At 64.2% G+C, this 22,171-nt stretch carries 29 protein-coding genes; 16 read left to right on the top strand and 13 right to left on the bottom strand.

Annotation, left to right across the window (positions count from 1 at the left end; genetic code table 11):
• Positions 1-191 precede the first annotated feature (191 nt).
• Positions 192-461, top strand: coding sequence for a hypothetical protein (locus D0Y85_RS00830; RefSeq protein WP_025875897.1), 270 nt, complete (start codon positions 192-194; stop codon positions 459-461).
• A gap of 156 nt (positions 462-617) precedes the next feature.
• Positions 618-1,316 carry a hypothetical protein gene (locus D0Y85_RS00825; RefSeq protein ID WP_117311818.1) on the top strand — a complete coding sequence of 233 codons (699 nt, stop codon included), beginning with the start codon at positions 618-620 and terminating at the stop codon, positions 1,314-1,316.
• A gap of 39 nt (positions 1,317-1,355) precedes the next feature.
• On the opposite strand, the gene D0Y85_RS00820 is transcribed toward D0Y85_RS00825, so the two are convergent.
• A complete protein-coding gene (locus D0Y85_RS00820) occupies positions 1,356-2,552 on the bottom strand; it encodes an ATP-binding protein (RefSeq protein ID WP_117309211.1) in 1,197 nt (398 codons plus the stop codon).
• A gap of 204 nt (positions 2,553-2,756) precedes the next feature.
• Positions 2,757-2,921 carry a hypothetical protein gene (locus tag D0Y85_RS20485; RefSeq protein WP_162887586.1) on the bottom strand — a complete coding sequence of 55 codons (165 nt, stop codon included), beginning with the start codon at positions 2,919-2,921 and terminating at the stop codon, positions 2,757-2,759.
• A gap of 11 nt (positions 2,922-2,932) precedes the next feature.
• On the opposite strand from D0Y85_RS20485, the gene D0Y85_RS00815 reads away from it, so the two are divergent.
• The 3 genes from D0Y85_RS00815 (at position 2,933) to D0Y85_RS00805 (ending at position 4,840) form a co-directional block, all read left to right on the top strand.
• On the top strand, positions 2,933-3,205 hold the full coding sequence (locus D0Y85_RS00815; RefSeq protein ID WP_117309210.1) for a winged helix DNA-binding protein: 273 nt from the start codon (positions 2,933-2,935) through the stop codon (positions 3,203-3,205).
• A 71-nt stretch (positions 3,206-3,276) separates the two neighbouring features.
• Positions 3,277-3,825 carry a TetR/AcrR family transcriptional regulator gene (locus D0Y85_RS00810; RefSeq protein ID WP_099786279.1) on the top strand — a complete coding sequence of 183 codons (549 nt, stop codon included), beginning with the start codon at positions 3,277-3,279 and terminating at the stop codon, positions 3,823-3,825.
• 28 nt (positions 3,826-3,853) lie between these two features.
• Complete coding sequence (locus D0Y85_RS00805) at positions 3,854-4,840, top strand: NAD-dependent epimerase/dehydratase family protein (RefSeq protein ID WP_117309209.1); 987 nt, start codon at positions 3,854-3,856, stop codon at positions 4,838-4,840.
• 3 nt (positions 4,841-4,843) lie between these two features.
• Here the strand turns inward: D0Y85_RS00805 and D0Y85_RS20480 are convergent, their stop codons facing one another.
• Complete coding sequence (locus tag D0Y85_RS20480) at positions 4,844-5,698, bottom strand: AraC family transcriptional regulator (RefSeq protein WP_051585132.1); 855 nt, start codon at positions 5,696-5,698, stop codon at positions 4,844-4,846.
• Between the two features lie 76 nt (positions 5,699-5,774).
• On the opposite strand from D0Y85_RS20480, the gene D0Y85_RS00790 reads away from it, so the two are divergent.
• The 3 genes from D0Y85_RS00790 (at position 5,775) to D0Y85_RS00780 (ending at position 7,939) form a co-directional block, all read left to right on the top strand.
• On the top strand, positions 5,775-6,617 hold the full coding sequence (locus D0Y85_RS00790; RefSeq protein ID WP_229290523.1) for an SDR family oxidoreductase: 843 nt from the start codon (positions 5,775-5,777) through the stop codon (positions 6,615-6,617).
• A 212-nt stretch (positions 6,618-6,829) separates the two neighbouring features.
• Positions 6,830-7,399 (top strand): TetR/AcrR family transcriptional regulator, encoded by a 570-nt coding sequence (locus tag D0Y85_RS00785; RefSeq protein ID WP_117309207.1) that lies wholly within the window; start codon positions 6,830-6,832, stop codon positions 7,397-7,399.
• Positions 7,400-7,462: 63 nt separating this feature from the next.
• On the top strand, positions 7,463-7,939 hold the full coding sequence (locus D0Y85_RS00780; RefSeq protein WP_025875918.1) for a nuclear transport factor 2 family protein: 477 nt from the start codon (positions 7,463-7,465) through the stop codon (positions 7,937-7,939).
• A gap of 93 nt (positions 7,940-8,032) precedes the next feature.
• Here the strand turns inward: D0Y85_RS00780 and D0Y85_RS00775 are convergent, their stop codons facing one another.
• From D0Y85_RS00775 to D0Y85_RS00760, 4 genes are all read right to left on the bottom strand, one after another.
• Positions 8,033-8,476 carry a Rid family hydrolase gene (locus D0Y85_RS00775; protein ID WP_099786284.1) on the bottom strand — a complete coding sequence of 148 codons (444 nt, stop codon included), beginning with the start codon at positions 8,474-8,476 and terminating at the stop codon, positions 8,033-8,035.
• Positions 8,477-8,798: 322 nt separating this feature from the next.
• On the bottom strand, positions 8,799-9,785 hold the full coding sequence (locus D0Y85_RS00770; protein ID WP_117309206.1) for an MDR family oxidoreductase: 987 nt from the start codon (positions 9,783-9,785) through the stop codon (positions 8,799-8,801).
• 74 nt (positions 9,786-9,859) lie between these two features.
• Positions 9,860-10,414: a TetR/AcrR family transcriptional regulator gene (locus D0Y85_RS00765; protein WP_229290521.1), complete on the bottom strand. Its 555-nt coding sequence runs from the start codon at positions 10,412-10,414 to the stop codon at positions 9,860-9,862.
• A 203-nt stretch (positions 10,415-10,617) separates the two neighbouring features.
• Positions 10,618-10,986: a helix-turn-helix domain-containing protein gene (locus D0Y85_RS00760; protein WP_229290520.1), complete on the bottom strand. Its 369-nt coding sequence runs from the start codon at positions 10,984-10,986 to the stop codon at positions 10,618-10,620.
• 142 nt (positions 10,987-11,128) lie between these two features.
• Here D0Y85_RS00760 and D0Y85_RS00755 point away from each other — a divergent pair, with 142 nt between their 5' ends.
• From D0Y85_RS00755 to D0Y85_RS00740, 4 genes are all read left to right on the top strand, one after another.
• Positions 11,129-12,061: an aromatic alcohol reductase gene (locus tag D0Y85_RS00755; protein WP_117311817.1), complete on the top strand. Its 933-nt coding sequence runs from the start codon at positions 11,129-11,131 to the stop codon at positions 12,059-12,061.
• Positions 12,062-12,472: 411 nt separating this feature from the next.
• The gene (locus D0Y85_RS00750) at positions 12,473-13,060 is read left to right on the top strand and encodes a hypothetical protein (RefSeq protein WP_117309204.1); all 588 of its coding nucleotides are present in this window, start codon (positions 12,473-12,475) and stop codon (positions 13,058-13,060) included.
• Between the two features lie 319 nt (positions 13,061-13,379).
• Entirely contained in the window at positions 13,380-13,592 is a 213-nt protein-coding gene (locus D0Y85_RS20695; RefSeq protein ID WP_199776064.1) for a helix-turn-helix domain-containing protein, read from the top strand.
• 466 nt (positions 13,593-14,058) lie between these two features.
• Positions 14,059-14,427, top strand: coding sequence for a hypothetical protein (locus tag D0Y85_RS00740; RefSeq protein WP_033832719.1), 369 nt, complete (start codon positions 14,059-14,061; stop codon positions 14,425-14,427).
• A gap of 30 nt (positions 14,428-14,457) precedes the next feature.
• Here the strand turns inward: D0Y85_RS00740 and D0Y85_RS00735 are convergent, their stop codons facing one another.
• The gene (locus D0Y85_RS00735) at positions 14,458-15,135 is read right to left on the bottom strand and encodes a hypothetical protein (RefSeq protein WP_117309202.1); all 678 of its coding nucleotides are present in this window, start codon (positions 15,133-15,135) and stop codon (positions 14,458-14,460) included.
• A 129-nt stretch (positions 15,136-15,264) separates the two neighbouring features.
• On the opposite strand from D0Y85_RS00735, the gene D0Y85_RS00730 reads away from it, so the two are divergent.
• Entirely contained in the window at positions 15,265-15,720 is a 456-nt protein-coding gene (locus tag D0Y85_RS00730; protein WP_117309201.1) for a nuclear transport factor 2 family protein, read from the top strand.
• Between the two features lie 96 nt (positions 15,721-15,816).
• On the opposite strand, the gene D0Y85_RS00725 is transcribed toward D0Y85_RS00730, so the two are convergent.
• The 5 genes from D0Y85_RS00725 to D0Y85_RS00705 form a co-directional block, all read right to left on the bottom strand.
• Positions 15,817-16,842 carry an NAD(P)H-dependent glycerol-3-phosphate dehydrogenase gene (locus D0Y85_RS00725; protein ID WP_032978039.1) on the bottom strand — a complete coding sequence of 342 codons (1,026 nt, stop codon included), beginning with the start codon at positions 16,840-16,842 and terminating at the stop codon, positions 15,817-15,819.
• A 20-nt stretch (positions 16,843-16,862) separates the two neighbouring features.
• Positions 16,863-17,381 (bottom strand): protein-export chaperone SecB, encoded by a 519-nt coding sequence (gene secB, locus D0Y85_RS00720; protein WP_025875931.1) that lies wholly within the window; start codon positions 17,379-17,381, stop codon positions 16,863-16,865.
• 99 nt (positions 17,382-17,480) lie between these two features.
• Positions 17,481-17,918 (bottom strand): rhodanese-like domain-containing protein, encoded by a 438-nt coding sequence (locus tag D0Y85_RS00715; RefSeq protein ID WP_025875933.1) that lies wholly within the window; start codon positions 17,916-17,918, stop codon positions 17,481-17,483.
• 57 nt (positions 17,919-17,975) lie between these two features.
• The gene (locus tag D0Y85_RS00710) at positions 17,976-18,407 is read right to left on the bottom strand and encodes a hypothetical protein (RefSeq protein ID WP_117309200.1); all 432 of its coding nucleotides are present in this window, start codon (positions 18,405-18,407) and stop codon (positions 17,976-17,978) included.
• A gap of 32 nt (positions 18,408-18,439) precedes the next feature.
• Positions 18,440-18,907: a YiiD C-terminal domain-containing protein gene (locus D0Y85_RS00705; RefSeq protein WP_032951885.1), complete on the bottom strand. Its 468-nt coding sequence runs from the start codon at positions 18,905-18,907 to the stop codon at positions 18,440-18,442.
• Between the two features lie 33 nt (positions 18,908-18,940).
• Between D0Y85_RS00705 and D0Y85_RS00700 the strand changes: the two genes are divergently transcribed.
• From D0Y85_RS00700 to D0Y85_RS00690, 3 genes are all read left to right on the top strand, one after another.
• Entirely contained in the window at positions 18,941-19,729 is a 789-nt protein-coding gene (locus tag D0Y85_RS00700; RefSeq protein ID WP_117309199.1) for a uroporphyrinogen-III synthase, read from the top strand.
• 104 nt (positions 19,730-19,833) lie between these two features.
• Positions 19,834-20,814 (top strand): uroporphyrinogen-III C-methyltransferase, encoded by a 981-nt coding sequence (locus D0Y85_RS00695; RefSeq protein ID WP_117309198.1) that lies wholly within the window; start codon positions 19,834-19,836, stop codon positions 20,812-20,814.
• Between the two features lie 6 nt (positions 20,815-20,820).
• Positions 20,821-22,128 carry a heme biosynthesis HemY N-terminal domain-containing protein gene (locus D0Y85_RS00690; RefSeq protein ID WP_032978029.1) on the top strand — a complete coding sequence of 436 codons (1,308 nt, stop codon included), beginning with the start codon at positions 20,821-20,823 and terminating at the stop codon, positions 22,126-22,128.
• Positions 22,129-22,171 lie beyond the last annotated feature (43 nt).

The following is a 22,171-nucleotide window of genomic DNA, read 5'->3' as shown; positions in this document are numbered from 1 at the left end:
TTGGGGAGATTGAAGTGGCACAAGGACATCAACCGATGCAGCAGAGCTCGCTTGTGCCCGCTTGTTAAGGATTGTTGATTGCCCGACCTTCACAGGCCATCCACGTCTTCCAACTGCAGCTGAAAGCACTTGGCAGCGGCGGGAACAAAGGCCGCTATATTCCAGACTCCCCAGACGAAGGAGGGAGTGGAATGTTCCTGACCAAGCAGCAAATCAACGCGGCACGTGCCGTCACCGTAGCCATCGTTGCTACCGTAAGCCTCGGTGCTTGCGCCACCTACAAAGACGAATTTGCAACGATCAACTCGCGTCTCGACCAGCTCGACGTGAAGGTGCAGGGCGCGGCACAGAGCGCCGAATCGGCCAACCAGTCTGCACAGCAGGCCAACCAGCGTCTGGATCAGATCGAAGGCCGCGTGCAGCAGCTCGAAAGGGTCCCCGGCCGCAAGCCGCGCGGGTAACCGCTCTCCCACCCACTTTGATGAACGCTTGAACCAGACATCAGTGGCCTTCACCGGCCACTGGTGTCTTTCAGCCTCTCGGTCGTCATCCGAAGGAGCCGTCCCATTCGTACGTACTCACTCCCTGCACGCCGGGCCGTATCGGCCACGCTGGCCATCGCGCTGGCACTGGCAGGAACCGGCGCAGCCAGCGCCAGGAACGCCAAGGAAGCCAAGGACGCGCCCACGGAAACGGCGACCGCCGCCGATGAACTTCCGCCGGGCCAGGAAGTGTCCGATACGGTGATTGAACTGGCCGGCTGGGTCGTGGCCAGCAAGGACAACCAGGGCTATCCGTTCGCGATCATGGACAAGGCGGCTGCGCAGGTCCTGGTCTTCGGCGGTGACGGCAAGCTGCGCGGCGCAGCGCCAGCGCTGTTTGGTTCGGCCATCGGCGATCACTCGGCACCCGGCGTCGCCAAGCTCGCACTGAGCGCGATTCCCGGCCACGACCGCACGACCCCGGCGGGTCGTTTCATTGGCGCCTATGGCCCGTCCGAGGACGCCGGACGCGTGCTGTGGGTGGACTACGATTCCGCCGTGTCGATGCACCCGCTTCCACCGGGCACCCCGAAAGAGAAGCGCAGCGAACGACTGGCATCGGCCACACCGGACGACAACCGTGTCACCCACGGCTGCATCAATGTCTCGCCCGGGTTCTACGAGCAGATCGTGCATCCCACGTTCGAGAAGGGTGGCGTGTTCTACGTGCTGCCGGACAAGGACTCGATCGAAGAGACGTTCCCGGAGTTCGCGCAGAGTCGCGCGGCTGCGAAGGACGTGGATGAAAAAGACGCGCGACACGCCCGCAAATGAAACCCGGTTGAAGGCTGCGGACGTGGTCGCGGCAGACCGCTACGGAAGCTCCAGCCTGCGCATCTTGAACGTGAACAAGGTGCCGGCGGCCGCACTGGACTCCACCTCCAACGTGCCGCCATGGGACCGCGCGATCTCCGACGCAATGTAGATGCCGAGGCCGAGACCCGGCCGCGGACGCTCACTCTTTTCACGTGAGAATGGGCTGAAAATCGCGTCCAACCTCGCTGATGGAATGTGTCCATCGTTGTGTACGTCGAGCGTGAGCATTTCCGGCTCGGAGTGGACGGTCAGCGTAATCGGGGACGAGCGCTCTCCGTGTACCGCTGCATTGGTGAGCAGGTTGGCCAGGAGCTGTGCCAATCTGCTCGGGTCGCAGACCACGTCGTCGTCTATCTTTATGTGGACCTTGATGTCCTGGCGGCCTGTGGCGATTGCCACCTCTTCCACAACCCGTTTCAGGTCTTCTTCCAGCGTGCCTGTCAGCTGCAGCGCGATGGGAATGCCGCCGCCCAGACGTCCCCTGGCGAAATCAAGCACGTCGTTGATCAGTCCGTCCATTCTGGCAACGCCGGAAGTGATGTGCGCGAGCATCCGTTGCTGACGCTCAGTGCCCGCCTCACATGCCAGCGAATCTGCGGCGATGCTGATGGCCTGCAACGGACTGCGCAGGTCATGACCCAGCACGGCAATGAACTGGTCGCGCAGGTCGGCGACACGATGCGCATCGGAGAGCGCCGTTTCCGCTCGCTCAAGGCGATCTTCCTTGTCGAGGTAACTTCCTACCAGGTCGGCCAGCAACTCCATGGAGCGTTGGACGTGGGCTACGTCGAAATTGGCCGGTGTCGAATCAATCGCGCAGAGCGTGCCGAAGAAGCTGCCGTCTGGCCGATGGATGGGAACGGACGCGTAGCTCTCAAGCCCGTAGATCCGTGGCGTGTGATGCTGGGAGTAAACCGGGTGCTCGCTTGCATGCGCAAATACAACTGACGTCGCCGACTGCCTGATCTCGTCACAGATGGTGGTCTCAAGCACCAGTTGGCCACCGGGAACCAGCCCGAACCCCAGGGTGTCGAAGGTCGCGCACGCGGTCCAGGTTGTCTGGGTCACGCGGGCAATAGCCGTGAATCGTGAGCCCGTGATGTGAGCGACGGTCTCCAGGATTCGCGGCACGGCCTGGATTCGACCGATCTCGGCGATGTCGTCCAGCAGATTGGGGTCCGTCAGCTTCTGCATGGTCGGTCGTCCGGTGGGCACCGCATCATCCCATGGAACCGTTGTGTAGGTTGATGCGAGGGTGATTGCGGCCTTTTCAGGCTGGGTCGTGGCGGACACTCGGGCCCCCTGCGGGAGGTGAACGACCGATCTGTCCGAATGCAGACATTGCGCAGGTCAGGCCATCTCCTTGGTCTCGTGGTCGCGCCGATCGTCGATGACCGTTCAGAGCTTGATTTCCAGCGTTGCCCGATACAACAGCGCCGTCTTGCGGCGCCGCTCGATATCCGTCGAGCCGTTCTCGTCGAAGTAGGCGTTCCCCGAAATGATCGCCTGCTGCAGCAGTTGCCCACGCTCACGCGGAGCTTGCTCTTCCTGCTGACGCTCCATCGCACGTCAGGTTGAAGACAGAGGGCACCGAAACCTCCACTGCGGCCGTGACCCAGCTGCTGAAAGGTCTTGTAGGTGCTGGCTACGTGGACAAGCAGGAGGCAGCCGACGACCGGCGCAAGGTGCGGGTGAAGCTGACGGCTGCCGGTCGAGCGCGCCACCGGCAGCGCGAAGCGAACATCCAGCAGTGGATGCAGCATGCGCTGGCGCAGTACTCCGACGCCGAGCTGTCGGCGACCACGCAGATCCTGCGCCAGCTGGGCGCACTCCATGACGCGCTGTAGGCCACCAGAGGGCTTTACACTAGCGCATCCACATTTATAATCGACCGGATGGTTAAATATGGGGCCCGGTGATGGGCCGTCGCAAAAGTATTGATCCGCAGCAGCTCCTTGATGCTGCCGAGCGCGTGGTCGCCCAGATGGGCGCGGCGCGCCTGACGTTGGATGCGGTGGCCGCCGAAGCCGGGGTCAGCAAGGCCTCGGTGGTCTACGACTTCCAGTCCAAGGCCGGTCTCATCCAGGCCGTGGTCGAACGTGCGGTGGCCCGCGACAACGCCTTCAACCGCGAGGCGGCCAAGGGGTTCAACCAGGATGCGCTGCTGCGCGGTCGTATTGCCGCAGCGGCCCAGCCCTTTCCCGAGGCATTCCAGCCGGTGGCCTTGGCGCTGTGCGCGGCCATGGCCCAGGATCCACAGCTGCGCGCGCCCATCCAGCACAACCAGGCGCAGATCCTGGCCGAGATCCAGCAGCAGGCCACGCACCCACGCAGCGCGTTGCTGGCATACCTCGCGCTGGAGGGTATGAAGCTGCTGGAGTCGCTGGACTACGTGCAGTGGCCGGCCGCGCAGCGGCAGCAGCTGCTGCAGGACATTGGCGCGTTGATCGAGACGCCGCCGCGCTGAACCCGTTCTCTCCCCCGAGGTAACCCTGATGAGTTCTTCCACCCTCTTCCTGACCGGAGGAAGCGGCTACGTGGGCCGCAATTTGATTCGCCGCCTGTGTGCAGACGGTCACCACGTGCGTGCGCTGGTGCGCAGCCCCCAGGCGGCGGCGGTGGTACAGGCGCTGGGCGCCCAGCCGGTACACGGCGATCTGCTGGACCCCGACATCGCTGCGGCGATGGAGGGCTGCGCCGCGCTGATCCACGCGGCCGCCGACACCGACCACCGAAATGCTTCACCCAGCCAGTGGCAGACCAACGTGGAAGGCACCCGCAACGTGCTGACGGCCGCCCGTACTGCGGGTGTGTCGGTGGCGATCGTGCTGAGCAGCGAATCGGCACTGACCACCGGTGCGCCTTTGCATCAGGCGCGCGAGGACCATCAGTATCCGGCGCGCGCAGCAGGCATCTACGGCGCGAGCAAGGCTGAAGCAGAACGGGTGGCGATCGCGCTGTCCACACCGCATTTCGCAGTGAAGGTGCTGCGACCAAGATTTGTCTGGGGCCGCGACAACACGACCGCTATGCCCTACTTGCTGCAGGCCGTACGCAGCGGCCGCTTCGCCTGGATCGACGGCGGGCACTACCTCACCTCGTCCACCCACGTGGACAACCTGGCTGAAGCGGTCTGCTGCGCCTTGACGCGTGGTGCGGGCGGCCGTGTCTACCACATCTGCGATGGTGCGCCCGTGCCGTTCCGCCGTCTGATTGGCGCTCAGTTGCTGGCTTATGGCGTACAACCGCCTGAAAAACAGGTGCCGCGTGCGCTGCTGCGTGTTTTCATCGGACTGGATGACCTGTTCCGCAGACTGCGGCTGCCTCTGCGTGCGCCAATGACCCGCCAGGAGTTCGCATCTTCAGCGGTGGAGGTCACGCTGGATGACAGCCGTGCACGCAGCGAGCTTCGCTATCGGCCGGCGGTTACGCTGGAAGCCGGAATCGCGATGCTGCAGCGCCAAGTGGCCGAGCAAGGCTGATACTCATCGAGCGATCGGCGGGAGAGCCTCGCGCGGTGCGTGGCCGAACAGCCGACTGAACTCGCGGCTGAACTGAGAAGGGCTCTCGTAGCCCACGGCGAACGCGGTGGCGGAGATGCTGGTGCCGCCCCGCTGCAGCAGGCGACGTGCCTCGATCAGGCGCAGCTGCTTCTGGTACTGCAGCGGTGACAGGCCCGTTGCCGCACGGAAATGCCGATAGAACAGCGCGCTGCCCATGCCTGCACGGCTGGCCAGCGCGGCCGCATCAAGCGGTTGCCGGAAGCTGCGTTGCAGGGTGCGAATCGCGCCCGCCATCCGCCGTGCCAAGGGAGATGGCTGGGCCATCGCCAGCAGTGCTGGCCCTGCTTCACCCTGCAACAGACGAAACAGCAGCTCACGCTGCAGGGCAGGCCACAGCAGCCGCTGGGCGTCGGGCGTGTCGAGGGCCAGCTCCAGCAGACGCAGCAGACAGCTCAATACGGGTGAATCCAGCGCTACCACACTGAATGGCGCAGGATGAGGCGCTTGGCCTGTAGGTGGGTTGCCCAACTGGCTCAGCAACTGTCGCAACAAGACGGTGTCCAACTCCACCACCAGCCCCAGAAAATGCGTCTGGTGGTTGCCCCGGGCGGCCATCCCGCGAGCGGGAACGGGCTGACGGGTGAGTAGTGCATCGCCGGCGCGATATTCCAGCACCGCATCGCCCACCCATACCTGTTTGGCCCCCTGTAGCACCGCCGCCACCGCGGGACGGTACAGAGCCGGGGCCGGAGCGCGCGTTGATCCTGTACGCGCCAGCCAAGCGCCGGGCAGAAGTTCCAGCAGCGGCTCCGCGTCCAGGCTGCGTGCGCGCAGCACCGCCTGCGCCTGCAGCGCTAATGCACGCAGCGGGGCTTGGCGATCACAGGTAGCAGGGAAATCGGGCAAGGATCGTGTGCAATTGGGCAAGTGCGGACGGCACCGTGGGCGCAGCATGTCACGCTCCGTTTCACGAGACAAAGCCACCATGAACAGCGTACACACTCCGCGCACCATCGCCCTGGTTACCGGCGGCAGCCGCGGCATTGGCCGCAGCATTGCCCTCCAGTTGGCCAGGCAGGGTAGCGACGTGATGATTACCTACCAGCATCAGCAGGTTCAGGCCGCCGAAACCCTGCGCCAGATCGAAGCCTATGGCGTACGCGCCGCGATGCTGCCGCTGGATCTGGATGCGGTTGGATCACTGGAGACCTTCGTATCGGCTGTGCGGGCACAATTGCAGCGCTGGGGTGCATCGCACTTCCAACAGCTGGTGAACAATGCAGGGCTGCACGCACCATCGGCGTTCGGTGAGATCCGCGGCGATGACATCGACCTGCTGTACCGCGTGCATTTCAAAGCGCCACTGCTGCTGACCCAGTTGCTGGCGCCGCAGCTGGCCGATGGCGGCGCCATCATCAACATCTCCACCAGCCTGACCCGCCACGTGGCTGCGGGCAGCCTGGTGTACGCAGCAATGAAGAGCGCACTGGAAACCGCCACCCACTATCTCGCGCTCGAGCTGGGACCGAGGGGCATCGCGGTCAACGCCGTAGCCCCTGGCGCCACCGAGACCGACTTCTTCGGCGGTGCAGTGCGCGACGATGCCGCCGTGAACCACTATGTGGCACAGCACACGGCGATGGGACGTACGGGTCGCCCCGACGACATCGGCATGGCCGTGGCAAACCTGCTGGCGGGAGGCAGTCATTGGATTACCGGTCAGCGCATTGAGGCCTCAGGAGGAATGCTCCTGTAAGCGACTAGAGGGCCTCGCGATGTCCAGCTTCTGGCCGAAAGCGGAAGCTGGCGTGTGCATGCCATCCGAGTCAGATATTGGTCAGCCCGGCCGGGCGCTACAGGTTGTGGAAATGTCCGGATTACCTGGCAGGTCGCCTTCGGCAACTGTGCCGCAGAGCTGATGTGTAATCGCTGGTTGACAAGGTAGAACGATCGTTCTACCTTGGCGCCATGGATAAGACAACGACCGACACCCGACTGAAGATCCTGGACACGGCGGAGGCGCTGATTTACCAGAACGGAATACATGCGACCGGCATGGATCTGCTGGTGAAGACCTCTGGCGTTGCGCGCAAGAGCATTTACCGACACTTTGAAAACAAGGACCAGGTTGCCGCAGCCGCGCTGAGCGCGCGGGACGTGCGCTGGCTCAACTGGTTCAGGCAGGAATGCGACAAGGCCGGCAGCCCGGAAGCGCGCATCCTGGGCATGTTCACGGTGCTCAAAGGTTGGTTCAAGTCCGAGGGCTATCGCGGCTGTGCCTTCATCAACACGGCAGGCGAGGTCGGCGATTCCCACGACCCGATCCGCAGGATCGCCAAGCACCACAAGCAGAAACTGCTCGATTACACGCTGGAGCTCACCGGGCAACTGAACATCGCGCAGCCGGCCGTTCTGGCGCAGCAGCTGCTGCTTCTGATGGAAGGCGCCATCACCGTATCGCGCGTGATGGGTGACTACGACGCCGCAGACACCGCAAGGGTCGTTGCGCAGGTGTTGTTGAAGCAAGCCACGCGCTAACGCCGCAGTAGCCGAAATCCCGCCGCAGTACCCCGTTCATCCATTTCCACTGGAGGCCCCACCGTGTCCGCAGAAGCACCCCGTCCCCCCCTTCCCCCGTTCACTCTCGAATCGGCGATCCAGAAGGTTCGCTTGGCAGAAGATGGCTGGAATTCCCGCGATGCCGACAAAGTGGCGCTTGCCTATTCGCTCGACACCCAGTGGCGAAACCGCGCCGAGTTCACCAACGGCCGCGAGGAAGCCCGGCAGTTCCTTGCCCGAAAGTGGAAGAAAGAGCTTGAGTACCGCCTGATCAAGGAGTTGTGGGCATTCACCGGCAACCGCATCGCCGTGCGCTACGCCTATGAATGGCGCGACGACTCTGGAAACTGGTTCCGCTCCTATGGAAACGAGAACTGGGAATTCGGTGCGGATGGTCTGATGGAGCGCCGCTTCTCGTGCATCAACGACATGCCCATCAAGGACAGCGAACGCAAGTTCCATTGGCCACTGGGGCGCCGCCCGGATGATCACCCGGGGCTGTCCGATCTGGGCATGTAAGTTGCGGAGCCAACGTGAGGAAGGCCTGCGGGCGTGAATGCGCCCGCGGGCTTTCCATGTCAGCGCGGGGTGCTCCTTCGCTTCAGGGTACGGTTACGGCTGCACTTCAGCGCGGAACGCGATCTCGATCAACTGTTCGGGGAAAGCGAGCGCGGAAACCCCGATGAGGTTGCTGGCCACCTGGGGAACAGGCTGGCCATAGACGGCAGGCCTGACCTTGCTGCTGGCGGCGAACGCCGCAGGCACATCAATGACAAACAGGGTTTCCTCAACCACATCCGCCAACGATCCACCCAGCTCGGCCAACAACACCTGCGCGTTCTCGTAGGTGCGCTTCATCTGCGCTTCCATGGTGCCGAAGTTGGCAGGCTTTCCATCAGCGCCCAAAGCGGCCGGCGCCACCAGCTGTCCCTCTGGCGTGTGCGAGAGCTGGCCCGACACGAAGATCGAATTGTTCACGCGCACGGCCTGTACATACCCATAGGCCGATTCCCACGGCACGCCGAAGCTGGCCGTCTTGCGGTTGGAGGTACTCATTGCGTTGTCCTTCCAAGGATAAGGTCGCCAGTCTGCCGGCAGGCTCGGGTCCCCGCCTGCCCCGAACGGGTGAGGCAAGCGTGATCGTGAGCCTCGTGCGGCTGCTGCTGGCCGGAAGCGGACATACCTGCGGGATTACGAAGCACGATCCTGATCGGCTGCGCGCCCGCCGGCGACTGTGAGCGGGGAAAGCGGACCGGCCCGCGGTTACTGTGACAGGAAGCTTCGCTTGTGCAGATCGCCGACCGTCGCGCTAAACGTCGCCTTTCCTATCACCTGAAGACGTGCGCAGACGTTGCTGCAAATCGACTGAAGCAAGCCGTCAGCGGTTCACATCGACCACGATACGGCCCCGCACCTTGCCGGCCATCAGCCCGTGTGCGCTTTCGATTACGTCCCCAAGACCGATTTCATGGGTGATCGCATCGAGCTTCCGCACATCAACATCTGTTACGAGTCGAGCCCATGCCTGGATTCGCTCCGACGTAGGGCGTGTCACGCTGTTGATGCCGAGAAGACTGATCCCGCGCAGGATGAAGGGAGCTACCGTGGAGGGGAAATCCATGCCTTGGGCCAGCCCGCACGCAGCCACGGCGCCGTCAGCCTTGATCGCGGCACAAGCATTGGCCAGTGTATGGCTTCCCACTGAATCAATGGCAGCGCTCCACCTCTCCTGTTGAAGGGGCTTACCAGGCTCGGATAGGGTCCTTCGATCAATAATTTCGGCGGCGCCCAGGTCTTTTAGGTATTCGGCCTCCTCAAGGCGTCCGGTGGACGCGACCACCCTGTACGCACGTGCCGCAAGGAGCGCAATGGCGAAGCTGCCTACGCCTCCATTGGCGCCTGTGACCAGGACATCTCCGGCCTCCGGCGTGAGCCCATGCCGCTCCAGGGCCAGCAGACTCAGCATCGCTGTATAGCCAGCCGTACCAATAGCCATCGCATGCTGCGGTTTCATGCCTTGAGGTAAGGGGATCAGCCAATCGGCATTTACCCGGGCTGCCTGCGAGAGTCCGCCCCAATACCGCTCCCCAACTCCCCAGCCATTGAGAATGACCCAGTCACCAATCTTGTAGCGGGCGTCTGCAGACTCACTGACAGTGCCGACAAAGTCGATACCTGGCACCATGGGAAACGTTCTGACCACCGCGCCTCCCTGGCCAGTGATGGCCATCGCATCCTTATAGTTCAAGGTGCTGTAGGCAATACGAACTGTGACATTGCCTGGTGGCAGCGCTGACTCCGCCAGTTGCGCGACTGAAACCTCGAGCTTGTCTGCGACCTTGTTGATGTGCACTGCGTTGAACATATCTGCTCCTCACGTTGACGTACGATCACGCCTCGCGATTAAGACCGATCGACTAGAAATGGGCAAAAAAGCGACTACCGAGGCAACCCTGCAATGAAGCACTGCGAGAAGATCTGTAATGGCGCGACGCCGCCCTCCAGCCTGGCGCGCAGGACTGCGCCCTCCCAGCCTATCCAGAAGTAACTCGCAATCGCTTTACAGTCAGCAGCGGAGGACAGGTCACCCCGAGCCTGGGCGAGCCGTAGGCAGTTGGCCAGTCGAAGCTCCCATCCATTGAACACGCTCAGCAGGCAATCTCGGAAAGCGATGGGCAGGGTGCCGACTTCCTGCCCAAGATTGCCGACCAGACACCCGCGGCGGAACTGGAATCGCCGTAGTCCATTGCAGGCATCAGCCATGAACGCGACGATTCGATCCAAGGGATCCCGCGCTACGTCAAGGAGGTGACGATCAAGCTTGCGGCAGAAATAGGCGTCGTACGCCTGAAGCACAGCCAGGCCGTAGGCCTCTTTGCTGTCGAAGTAGTGGTAAAACGAGCCCTTTGGAACTCCCAGACTCTTCACCACAGCGTCAACGCCTGTCGCTGAGAAGCTGCGCTCAGTCAACAATTCCAGACCAACGCGGATCATTTCACCGCGGGTATCCTCGAACCCGCGACCGGGTTTGGGTGGGCGCCCGCGGCGTGGCGGTGTCGGGGTTGAAGAAATGGGCATGCGTTCACTTTAGACCGCTCGGTCATAAATCGCAAGGCTCACTCATACCTGGGCGGCGAGGGGAGCCTTCTTCAACGAATCTGCAAGGCAGTTCAGGCAGCGGACTGGTGCTGGATGTATCAGAGGGAGGAGGTTCCGTCTGCTTTTGCATCGAATTCCTGTCGACAGCTTCGGAAGTCTTCAGCGTGCTGCACAACCCAAGTCCACATAGGGATCATCAGCACCAGAAGGTCTTTGCCCAGAGGGGTGATGCTGTACTCCACGCGAGGGGGCACCTCCCCGAAGTCCTGCCGGCATATCAAGCCATCCCTTTCCAGCTGACGCAGCGTGCGCGTCAGCATGCGTTGAGTGATTCCCGTCATTCGTCTGGCCACGTCCGCGTGACGCAATGTTCCATACACGCCGAGCGTATGTATGATTCCCAAGGACCAGCGGCTACCTGCATGCATAAGCACCTCACGTCGAAGGCCGTCATCATCAGTGCTCATTCCCTCACATATAGATTGGGAATGCCGCAGCAGATCTTCTGAACTCATGAATGGTGCGTCCGGTATCATCGGTGTGCCTTCTTACGTGGCGAGGGTGGAAGGGGCAGAATCGCTTTCATCTTAAGCACACATGGTGGTTCCAATGTCTACATCGATTGATTCTCGCTCGATCTTAGTACTGGGCGCCGGCGAACTCGGGATGCCGGTCATCCGCAACCTTGCCCGCATGGCTAACAACCATGGCGCAACAATCAGTGTGATGCTTCGGAATGCGTCGATCGAATCTACGCTGCCAGAAAAGCGCGCCGTCATCGATGAGATCCGTTCGCTTGGTGTGGCCCTTGTCCCAGGTGATCTCGTCAAGGCAACCGTCAACGAGCTGGCGGAGCTGTTCTCTCGTTATGACACTGTAATTGGTTGCGCTGGCTATGCAGCAGGGCTGGATACCCCGATGAAGGTGGCCCGCGCGGCGGTGAAGTCGGGCATTCCGCGATATTTCCCCTGGCAGTTCGGCGCTGACTTCGACGCCATCGGCCGCGGGGGGCCGCAAGATCTGTTCGATGCGCAGTTGGACGTGCGCGACTATCTCCGCGCGCAGGCGGCGATGGACTGGGTTGTCATTTCCACCGGAATGTTCACCAGCTATCTCTTCGAACCTGAATTCGGTGTCATCGACCTTGCCAACAGAAGTGTCCACGCGCTCGGATCAGGTGCCAACTCAGTTACGCTGACGTCTCCTGACGACATTGGTACCATGACTGCACAGATCATGTTCCACTCGCCGCCAATTCGGAACGAGATCGTCTATCTGGCAGGCGACACGATTCGCTACGAAGAACTGCCGGAAATTCTTGAAGAGCATTTCGGAGAGGCCTTCAGCTACAGTGTCTGGAGCACTCCGCAATTGATGCAGGAACTGGCCGACGACCCGTCAAACATGATCAAGAAGTATCGAGCTGTTTTTGCGCAGGGCAAGGGGGTTTCCTGGGACAAGGATCTGACCTTCAACGTGAAGGCGGGGGCGAAGCTTGAGGGAATCAGAGACTGGATGAAAACCAACCTTAAGGTCTCCTGAGTCCGTAGGCGCAAGCTACGAAGGTACAGCATGCTGTGCCTTCAATTTATTGGACGCGTGCTAAACGTACGACCGGCGAACTAGATAGGTTTGTTGCGGGCGTGGCAAATGTCCGCTTTTGGCCGAAAGCGGAAAAAGGCCGAGGACGCCGCTTGGCTGCGGCTCTCCTTTCGGCTAGTGATCCTAGGCGGAAAAATTCATCGGTGATCCTCCGTGGCTTATGAAGCGCACGCCGATCAGATCGCCGGATCCGACCATTCATCTGCTTGCGAGGCTGACCCGCTCACCCTAAGATCGCGTCGTATCATTATCAGGGCCCTCCATGCGGTGCTATGTGAACAAATGGGGTAGCCGGACCCAGCGAGGGGAGCAAACGGCTATTAGGCAGATGGATGGCAGAAGGAAGAGTTTGTGAGCCTGCGTGAGAAACAATTTAGCTTCGCACAGGTCATAAGCTGGATCAGCGCCGCCTGTGCCGCCGTAGCCATTGGTACTTGGACGCTTGCCACCCATTTGCAGTCCAACGAGCTCGCTTCCTATAAGGCGGCGGAAGCATGGAAGCCCTTGGAAACCATCACCGCGCTTCGCGAGGCGAGCAAGTCCGTGAACCTTGCAGCCAACGAGCGCAGTGAACTCGTCGCACTTCGGGCGGATGGCGTGAGGCTGCGAGCGCTGGCAGACCAAGTGCCAAAGCTCTCGTCTGAGCGTGATCGCCTGTCTCAGGAACTGGCGACGATTTCACAGGAATCGCTAAATGTCACCGTTGCAAAAGGCAGCTCCGAGTATCTGATTCCAAACGTACTGCTACTAGGCGTTGTCCGCGCTTACACACACTCCAACGAGTGTGAGTTCATTCTGGGTAATCGCAACACATCGATGAGCGTTGGGCATGAAGTCGAGGCGAACGTGGCTGATTCTAATTTCTTGCTGCGGCTCACGGCGGTAACAGATACGGCTTGCAGGTTCTCCTTTGTGAAGTCCCCTGTAGTTGCTAAGTAAGGCATCATTCAAGCCGACGCTGCCTCGCGGCTCGGCTTAGCTCAGGCCTTGAACGTCTGCCTCTGGCCGGAAGCAGACACAGCCTTCGGTTGCGCCATCCATGCGCCGTTTGTTCAATCCAGCGCGTGCTCGGCCAGACATGATCTATCGGTCCCAATGCAATCCCGCACCGATGACAGATTCCGATACCTGCCGTTCGCCAGTCCAAAGTACCTTCCGACGTTGTGTCATCGGCGGAGAACGAAAGGACAGATCGGCACCGCCGCAGGTTACGGAGGGGGCGATAGCCTTCCCGACCCTGTCTTCCCTGGCCGCAGTATTGAGCGATGAGAACCGCCGGCTGCTGCGACTGCTGCGCGAACTTCAACCCAGGTCGCTCACCGAACTGTCCGAGCACTGCGGGCGCAAGGTTCCAAGCCTTTCTCGTACCCTTCGGATGATGGAAGGCTATGGGCTGGTTGAACTGAAGCGGGTCGGGGCGTCTGTGGTGCCATCTGCCATGGCCACGCGCTTTCTCATAGAGCTCGACTAGCACCACGTTGTATCGCCGCATCGCGGAGTTCTGTCGTTATTGCCTCGTTGACGTGTCAGCCCACTACGCTGGCAATCACGACCCATGTCGCATATTCCTCTATCGCTTAGGGCCCTTGCGCCATCGGCGTCTGGGGCGGCTTAACAGCGTGGGAGAATGCCGAAAGCGTCTTGCATCAAGCGTTGAATGCAACTTGTCTGATTGGCGTTGCGCAGCCACAGAGGTACAGATGACGGGCCATCGAGAAAGGATGGCCGGGCCTCGAAGACCCGTGCGCTTGTTTGATTACGCTTGCCAGCCGGCGTCACCCCGCGTGACGCCGGCTGGCAATCCGTCTGCCGGCTATGGCGGGCGGAGCGTGGAGGCCCTGTGCCTGCCGGCTTCAACAAGCGCCCGGTTTTCGAGCCACGTCTCCGCCCGCCACCTTTGTGTGGCGGCTATCGTCTGTCCTGCACGGAGCCCAGCCATGACTGCACCGGAATTTCCTCGCCCTCACCCCTATCGCGCAGCTGGCGATGCGTCATCAGAACAAGCATCTGCGATCGATCCCAGAGCTTTCATCGCCACGCTGACGCGGATTGGAAAAGGCGCAGCCGCCGACGGCCAGCCGTGGCCGGAGCGTCATCAGATGCCCGGCCGCCGCATGGCGCTGGCCGATGCGGACTGCGCACTGGCGGGCCTGCGCATAGCGCTGGAAATGCTGCTGGCGGCCGAGCGCGTCCGCCAGAACGGACCGGACGACGAATACGTGGGCGATCGGGTGATGGAAGGTTTGATGATGGCGTGCCTGGCGCTGACCGCGCAGGTCAGCGCGCGGATGCGGCCAGAGGCGTAACGCCGGAGAATCTTCCGGCGTTACCGCCCATCACTCGCAGGAATCGCCTTCTTCCTTCAGCATCGCCTCGTCCACCGGCCGCTCGCGCTCGATCAGCGCGCGCTGCTCTGCGTTCGGCTCACCCAGCCACCACACGTTGCAGCGGGCGGTAAGGCGGCCGACCATCTTCGAGTGCGTCGGCGAATACAGCATCGCCAGCGCGGTGGTCGAGCACTGGTGCGCCTGACAGGCGGTGTAGAGCCACCACGGCTCGCCCTGCAGCACCATCAGTTCGCCAGGCCCGCTGGGACCGCTCAGCAGGCGTTCGCGCAGCGAAGGGACGTTCTTGTCGGGCGATTCGGCCGCTGCAGTGTTCTTCATCAGGGCGTCGAACGCGGCCAGCACCTTCGGGTCCTTGCGGCCGCAGTCGTCCACGGTGTTGCCGCCGACCAGGGTGAAGAAATAAGTCGCCAGCGGATTGTCCGCGCAGGTGAGTTCGGCGCCGGGGGGCTCACCTTCCGGCTCGCCTTCGTTGTCCCACACCGACGGGTCCACGCCGTCTTCGACGGAAGGCGCGTTCTCGACCACCGTGGCCGTGGCGGCTGGGGCTTCCGTCGGCGCAGCAGTAGCGGCGGGTGCAGCTGCGGTGCCTGCTTCCGGTGCCGGTGCCTGCGTGCACGCGGCCAGCAACGCGACCAGCCCTGCCATTCCCATCATTCGAGACGTCATTCCCTGTCCTGTGTCCATTCGCCCAGCCGGCGACCGCGTGATTCTACCCGCCAGCCAAGGTGGATACTCTGGCAATCACGCCTTCCATCACCGCCAGGATGCAGACGTATGTGCCATTCAAGACTTGCCGTGATTCTCATCAGTGGCCTGTTGCTGGCCGGGCCCGTTGTTGCGCAGGAGCCCACCGCATCCTCGCCCGCCGCACGTCTTGCCGATGCAGCCCTGCCCGCCGCGCTGGATCGCGTGCTGCGCGATTACGAACAGGCGTGGCGCACCGGTGATGCGAAGGCGTTGGCGAGGTTGTTTACCGAGGATGGTTTCATCCTGCAGAACAACCAGCCGCCCGTGCGTGGGCGCGCGGCGATCGAGGCGGCGTATGCCGGCCAGGGAAGCAGCCCGTTGCGGCTGCGTGCGCTGGCCTATGCCGCAGAGGAATCCACCGGTTACATCATTGGTGCATACACCTACGGCAACAACGCAGGCGATACCGGTAAGTTCACGCTGACGTTGAAGCGGGTGGCGGGTGGGCCATGGATGATTTTTTCGGACATGGACAACACCAACACGCCGCCGCGGTCGCGGTGATGGGCGCTACGGGTTCCACAGTAGATCCACGCCATGCGTGGATGGGTTTCGCGCGCGCACAGAAAAAACCCCGGCGCTGGGCCGGGGTTTTTCGATTCACTTGAACAGCGTATCCGGATATTCCGGCTTCTGTTCGCGTGCCAACAGCGCACGCAATCCTTCTTCCGGGGTCTGCTCGCCATGCAGCACGGCGCGCACGCGGTCGGAGATGGGCAGGTCGATGCCATGACGGCGCGCCTGTCGCATCACTTCGTCGGCGGTCTGCACCGACTCGACCACCTGACCGATTTCGCGGATGGCGTCCTGCAGCGTCTGCCCGCGGCCCAGGGCCAAGCCCAGGCGGCGGTTGCGCGACAGGTCACCGGTGCAGGTCAGCACCAGGTCGCCCAGCCCCGCCAGGCCCATCAGCGTTTCCGGCTTGGCGCCGATCGCTGCCGCCAGGCGCAGCATCTCGTTGAGGCCACGGGTGATCAGGCCGGCACGGGCGTTCAGGCCCAGCTGCATGCCATCGGCCACGCCGGTGGCCACGGCCAGCACGTTCTTCATCGCACCGCCCAGCTCGGCACCGACCATGTCGTCGCCGGTGTAGGCGCGGAACGCCGGACCGTGCATCGCCTCGGCCACCGTCTGCGCGAACTCCGGCACGTCGCCGTGCACGGTGATCGCGGTCGGCAGGCCCAGGGTGACTTCCTTGGCGAACGACGGCCCGGTGACAACGGCCAGCGGCACGTCCTCGCCCAGCACTTCGCGCGCCACTTCATGCAGGAAGCGGCCAGAGCCGGGCTCGAAGCCCTTGGTGGCCCAGGCCACACCGGCACCGGCCGGACGCAGCGGTGCCAGCGCGCGCACGGTTTCACCGAATGCATGCGACGGGGTCACCACCAGGATCCAGGCGGCACCTTCCACCGCCGACGCGAGGTCGGTGGTGGCGCGCAGCGATTCCGGCAACGGAATGCCCGGCAGGTAACGCGGATTCTCGTGGCGCTGGTCGATGGCCTCGACCACGGCGGCATCGCGCCCCCACAGCACGGTCTGGCGACCGTGGCGGGCGAGCAGCGTCGCCAGCGCGGTTCCCCAGGAACCGGCGCCGAGTACGGCAACCTTGTCAGCGGTAGTGCTCATCCGTGACGTCGCGGCCGGGATCAGGCGTTGCCGGCCGGCTCGGAGTCAGCCAGCGACGGTGCGTCGCCCTGCTCCTGGCGCTGGCGCAGGGTTTCTGCGTACAGGCCTTCGAAGTTGATCGGCTGCAGGAAGAACGGCGGGAAGCCGCCGGCCTGGATCAGGTCGCTGACCAGCTGGCGCACGTACGGGAACAGGATGTTCGGGCACTGGGTGCCGAGCAGCACGTCGATCGACTGCGGGTCCAGGCCGACCAGGCCGAACACGCCAGCCTGCTTCACTTCGGCCACGTACGCGGTGCGCTCGCCGGCCTGGCAGGTCAGGGTCACGGCCAGCACGACTTCAAAGGCATTCTCGCCCAGACGCTGGACCTGCTGGTTCAGGTTGAGCTGCAGTTCCGGCTGCACCTGGTCGTTGAAGATCGACGGGGCATTCGGCGACTCGAAGGAAACGTCCTTGACGTAGATCTTCTCGACGGTGAACGCGGGGCCGGTGGCGGCATCGACCGGCGCGACAGCGCCGTTGGTGGTCTCTTCGGACATTTCCAGTAACTCCAGTGAATGCAATGAAAACGATGGTCGAATTACTGCGATGGGGGCGGCGGAGGGCGCAAACAAGGCCACATCCGCCACCGCCTGCTATCAGTTGCGGCCCTTGACCAGCGGCAGTTCTGCCTGCTGCCACGCGGGGATGCCGCCGTCGAGCACGAAGACCTTCTCGAAGCCGGCCTTCTTCAGCGCCTTGGCGGCGGTCTCGGACGCGTTGCCGCTGCGGCACACCAGCACCACCGGGGCCTGCTTGGCGTTGGCCACCAGCTTGTGCTCGGGGCCGAACGCGCTGGCCTGGGCACTGCGGCTGCCGGCGATGTGGCCCTTTTCGAAATCGGCGCTGGGCGACAGATCAACCACCACCGTGCCGCCCGCGTTGATCAGCTGGGTCAGTTCGGCGGGCTTGATGCCCTTGAAGCCCCGGAACAGGCGGCGGATTTCGGTGACGATGAGGGCCACGGTCAGGCCGACCAGGGCCGCGGACAGCATCGGGTTTCGGCCTGCGAAGGCCAGCAACTCTTCGTAATTCACTCAGGTCACGGGTCGATTAAGCGGGCGCCGATTGTCGCACAAGCCGGACGCGACCCGTCACTGCCCCTGCCAGAGGTCCGGCAGGCCCGCGCTTTGCCACCAGCGCTTGGCTTCCGGATCCCAGCGCCAGCGCTCGGTCACCACCACGGTGCGCTCGGCCTGGGTGTTCTGGTTGATCACCCCGATTTCGACCCGGCGCTCGACCAGGCCGCCTTCGAGCGATGCGCTGCTGCGCTCGCGGTAGGACGACACGCGCAGCTGCGCATAGCGGTTGAGCTCGAACTCGGTCGGCGGCTTGGTCTTGCGCAGCTGCGGGTCCAGATAGCCGATGGCGTCGTCCATGCTGCCCCAGCGGATGGTGGCGCCGTAGGCGATCTGGGTCTCTTCCAGCAGCTTGCGCTGCTTGCGGCTGAGGTCGTCGGCGGCAGCGCCGGCGGCGGCGCTGAGCAGCAGCAGGGAACACAGGAGGATCTGGATGAGGCGGCGCATCGGTGGGTTCCGCAGGGCGTCAGCCTGCCATCCTACCCTTTGGCGAAGGCAACGAAGCGACCGCTGAATTCGGCCGCGGCCTTGCCGTCGGCACCGGGCTGGGTGGCGACAATGCTGATGCGGGCCTTGCCGCGCTGGCGGAAGGTGGCCAGGAAGGTCTCCCAGGCACCGCTTCCGGCCGCTTCGGCATGGGCATGCAGGTCTTCATAGACCGGTGCCAGGTAGCGCAGGTTGCTGTCGGCCACGTAGACCTCGGCGTCGTGGCCAGCCAGACGCAGGCGCAGGCTGACCAGCGCCCAGCCGGACAGGGTCAGCACCGAGGCCAGGCTGCCGCCGAACGCATTGCCCTTGTCATTGACGTTGGCCACCAGCGGCGCGGTGATGCGCAGCACGCCGTCGGCATAGCCATCCAGGCGGATCTGCATCGCGCGGACCGCCGGCATGCAGTCCAGCACGTCCTGCAGGGCAGCCAGCGAAGAGGTCAGGGCATCAACAGCCATCAGCAGCAACCACGACAACGAAGGGCCCGCATAATGACGGTAATGGCCAACCATACGATACCCACTGGCTGGACCCTGATCTCGCTGCGCCCGCAGGGCCAGCAGGCGGCGCTGCGCCACGCCGCAGCAGGGCTGGGAGGCCGTACCGTCGCGCTTTCGCCCTGGCGCCTGCAGCGTCTGCAGGGCAGCGCCGCGCGCCAGCAACTGCAACGGGCGCTGACCAGCGATCGGGTGGTGTTCACCAGCCCGGCGGCCGTGGCCGCAGCGGCCAGCCTGCTACCGCTGGCGGCGGCGCAGCGCAGCCCGTGGCTGACGGTGGGCGAAGGCACGGCGCGTGCCCTGCTGGCCCATGGTGTCGCTGACGTCCATGCGCCCCAGCGGATGGACAGTGAGGGCCTGCTGGCGATGCCGGTGCTGGGCGATGTGCGGGGCATGCAGATCGGGCTGGTGACCGCACCGGGAGGCCGGGGCCTGATTGCCGCTGAGTTGCAGGCCGCAGGCGCGCAGATCACCCGCGCCGATGTCTACCGACGGCTGCCGCTGCGCTTGTCGCGGCGCATTCTGGCGCGTTTGGCCCGTTCTCCAACGCCTTGGCTGCTGGCCATCAGCAGTGGCGAGGCATTGCAGCGTTTCTGGCAGCAGCTGCCTGCGCACTGGCAGCAGCGGCTGCGGGCGAACGCGATCGCGCTGGTGGCCAGCGACCGGCTGGGCGCGCAGGCGCAGGCCCTGGGGCTGACCCGGGTGGTGCGCAGCGAGGGCCCTACCAGCGCTCAGTTGATGGCCGCTGCACACACTGCGCTCACCGGCCCGGCAGCGACCTGAACAGGCGCACGGCAGCGGCTTGCCGGTGTCGTCGGCAACAGTGATGCTGTGCACAACGCTGCCTGCCGGATCTGTTCCGGCATTGCCGCCGACAAGGAAGCCCGATGAACGACACTCTGCCGCCCGCTCCATCGCCCCATCGCCCCCTGCGCTGGCTGTTGCCGCTCGCCGTGCTGGCGGTGCTGGGCGCGGGCGGCTATGCCGGCTACCACTATTGGCAGAAGCAGCAGCGCGACCAGCTGGCGCAGGCGCAGACCACCGCCGTGCAGCTGAAGGGCCTGGAGGCTACGGTCGAGGCCCTGCGCCGCGACCAGCGCGCTGCCAGCCAGCGCCTGCAGGATGCGGCCACCACCAACCGGGTGCTGCGCGACGAAGTGCTGGGCCTGTCGCAACGCAGTGCCCTGCTGGAAGAAAACCTGGCCAAGCTGGCCGACAGCGCCAACCAGGGCCGCCAGGCCGTGCAGCGCGATGAGGCCGAACTGCTGCTGACCCAGGCCGCACAGCGGCTGGCCTTCGCCGATGACGTTGAGGGCTCACGCCGGCTGTATGCGCTGGCCGCCACTGCATTGGCCGATCTGCCCGACAGCGACGGCCTGAACCTGCGCCAGGCACTGGTGCAGGAACGCAACGCGCTGGATGCGTTGGGCGCTGGCCCGCGCGTGCTGTCACTGCAACGCCTGGACGCGCTGGGCAAGGCCCTGCAGGGCCTGCCTTCGCAGATCGCGCAGACGCCGGCCAACAACGCCGCAAAACCGTGGTGGCAGGCCGCGCTGGCGCCCTTCGTGGATATCACCCCGAGCCGCCTGAACGGCCCGCTGACGTCGGCCGAGCGCGCCACCATCGATACGGCGCTGCAGCTGGAACTGACCCTGGCCCGCGCAGCGATCGAGCGCGGCGACGGCAAAGGCCGCGATGCCGCGCTGAACAGAATCGATCTCTGGGCGCAGCGGCGCTGGCCGGATTCACCGGACCTGCGCGCGCAACGTGCTGAACTCCATGCCCTGCGCTCGCTGCCATTGCAGGCCGATGACACCGTGCTTGGCAGCACCCTGCAACAACTGCGTACCCAGACCGACCGGAGGTAAGCCCGTATGAAACCCCTGCAATCACTGGTCGTGCTGTTGCTGGCAGTGGCCATTGGCGTCGTTGCCGCGCAATGGCTCGGCACCGATGACCTGAACCGCTACGGCGAAGTGACCCTGCGCTATGGCGGCTACGACTACCACAGCAACCTGCCGAAGGTAGCGCTGCTGTCGGTGATCGGCGTGCTGGTGCTGTGGCTGCTGTGGAGCCTGATCGCCGCACCGTTCCGTGCCTGGGGCCGCTACCGCCGCAAGCAGGGCCGGGTGCGTCTGATCGATGGTCTGCTGGCCTATGAGCATGGCCAGTGGCAGCGCGCCGAGAAGCTGCTGGATGGCGCCGCCAAGGATCCGGAAGTGAGCGGGGTTGCCCTGGCCAATGCCGTGCGCAGCGCGCAGGTGCGGGCCGATGCCCCCGCTGCCGAGGCGCTGCTGCAGCGCCTGGGCGAAAGCGATGCGACCTTGCAGGCACTACTGCGTGCCGAGCAGCTGTTGGCCAACGATCTGCCGGTGGATGCGATCAACGCATTGGATGTGGCGGCGATCCAGCCGCTGCCGCCGCGTGGCCTGTGGCTGCGTACCGAAGCGCTGGCACGTGCTGGCCGCGCGCACGAGGCTTACGGCCAGCTGGGCGCGCTGCGCCAGACCAAGGTGCTGCCGGCCGAGGCCAGCAGCGAGCTGGAAGCACGCCTGGCCGCCCAGGCACTGCTGGAAGCGGGCGACGTCAACGCCCTGGCTGCGCAGTGGGAAGCCACGCCGAAGGCGCTGCGACCGACCCCGGACGTGGTTGCTGCCTACGCCACCCGTGCAGTTGCGCTGGACTGGGACGAACCGGCACTGCTGGCGCTTGAGCAGGCGCTGGACCACCGCTGGGATGACGAACTGGTGGCCGTGTATGGCCGTCTGCCGGCCGAACGTCTGGCCACGCGCCAGGCCAACCTGCAGCGCTGGCGCAACGTGCACGACGACTCGGCCGCCCTGCGCCTGGCCCAGGGCCGCATCGCGCTGGCGCAGCAACAGTGGGACGCGGCCGATGCGTTCCTGCACGAAGCCATCGCCGCAGGTGCCGGCGCCCCTGCGTGGGAAGCGCTGGGCGAAGCCTTTGCGCAACGTGGCGAACACGTGCTGGCCGCGCAGTGCCTGGCCAACGCGCTGCGCCTGCAGCGTGGCGAAGACAGCGTGGCGCTGGTGCGTGCACCGGCAGCGGTGGTTGACCCGCCGCTGCATGCGACCGTCGAGGAGCAGTCGATTGCACCGCTGCCGCCGGTGTACGACGCCAATGAGGAGCGCGACGCGTTCGGCAACCCGCGGATGCCCTAACCCGCTTCGGTAGTCGCCAACCTTGGTTGGCGTGTGAGCCCGC

The organism is Stenotrophomonas sp. G4 (assembly GCF_003428825.1).
Classification (GTDB): domain Bacteria; phylum Pseudomonadota; class Gammaproteobacteria; order Xanthomonadales; family Xanthomonadaceae; genus Stenotrophomonas; species Stenotrophomonas indicatrix.
Note: the sequence above shows the minus strand (reverse complement) of the source record. Positions and strands in the feature narration are given on the sequence as shown.

Coding starts and splice junctions, on each gene's coding strand:
- D0Y85_RS00810 (WP_099786279.1), top strand. CDS start 3,277: ATGGGCCGTCGCAAAAGTATTGATCCGCAGCAGCTCCTTGATGCTGCC.
- D0Y85_RS00735 (WP_117309202.1), bottom strand. CDS start 15,135: ATGACGTCTCGAATGATGGGAATGGCAGGGCTGGTCGCGTTGCTGGCC.
- D0Y85_RS00705 (WP_032951885.1), bottom strand. CDS start 18,907: ATGGCTGTTGATGCCCTGACCTCTTCGCTGGCTGCCCTGCAGGACGTG.
- D0Y85_RS00725 (WP_032978039.1), bottom strand. CDS start 16,842: ATGAGCACTACCGCTGACAAGGTTGCCGTACTCGGCGCCGGTTCCTGG.
- D0Y85_RS00690 (WP_032978029.1), top strand. CDS start 20,821: ATGAAACCCCTGCAATCACTGGTCGTGCTGTTGCTGGCAGTGGCCATT.
- D0Y85_RS00785 (WP_117309207.1), top strand. CDS start 6,830: ATGGATAAGACAACGACCGACACCCGACTGAAGATCCTGGACACGGCG.
- D0Y85_RS00765 (WP_229290521.1), bottom strand. CDS start 10,414: ATGATCCGCGTTGGTCTGGAATTGTTGACTGAGCGCAGCTTCTCAGCG.
- D0Y85_RS00760 (WP_229290520.1), bottom strand. CDS start 10,986: ATGAGCACTGATGATGACGGCCTTCGACGTGAGGTGCTTATGCATGCA.
- D0Y85_RS00755 (WP_117311817.1), top strand. CDS start 11,129: ATGTCTACATCGATTGATTCTCGCTCGATCTTAGTACTGGGCGCCGGC.
- D0Y85_RS00695 (WP_117309198.1), top strand. CDS start 19,834: ATGAACGACACTCTGCCGCCCGCTCCATCGCCCCATCGCCCCCTGCGC.
- D0Y85_RS00830 (WP_025875897.1), top strand. CDS start 192: ATGTTCCTGACCAAGCAGCAAATCAACGCGGCACGTGCCGTCACCGTA.
- D0Y85_RS00710 (WP_117309200.1), bottom strand. CDS start 18,407: ATGCGCCGCCTCATCCAGATCCTCCTGTGTTCCCTGCTGCTGCTCAGC.
- D0Y85_RS00820 (WP_117309211.1), bottom strand. CDS start 2,552: ATGCAGAAGCTGACGGACCCCAATCTGCTGGACGACATCGCCGAGATC.
- D0Y85_RS20485 (WP_162887586.1), bottom strand. CDS start 2,921: ATGGAGCGTCAGCAGGAAGAGCAAGCTCCGCGTGAGCGTGGGCAACTG.
- D0Y85_RS00700 (WP_117309199.1), top strand. CDS start 18,941: ATGACGGTAATGGCCAACCATACGATACCCACTGGCTGGACCCTGATC.
- D0Y85_RS00740 (WP_033832719.1), top strand. CDS start 14,059: ATGACTGCACCGGAATTTCCTCGCCCTCACCCCTATCGCGCAGCTGGC.
- secB (WP_025875931.1), bottom strand. CDS start 17,381: ATGTCCGAAGAGACCACCAACGGCGCTGTCGCGCCGGTCGATGCCGCC.
- D0Y85_RS00770 (WP_117309206.1), bottom strand. CDS start 9,785: ATGTTCAACGCAGTGCACATCAACAAGGTCGCAGACAAGCTCGAGGTT.
- D0Y85_RS00805 (WP_117309209.1), top strand. CDS start 3,854: ATGAGTTCTTCCACCCTCTTCCTGACCGGAGGAAGCGGCTACGTGGGC.
- D0Y85_RS00775 (WP_099786284.1), bottom strand. CDS start 8,476: ATGAGTACCTCCAACCGCAAGACGGCCAGCTTCGGCGTGCCGTGGGAA.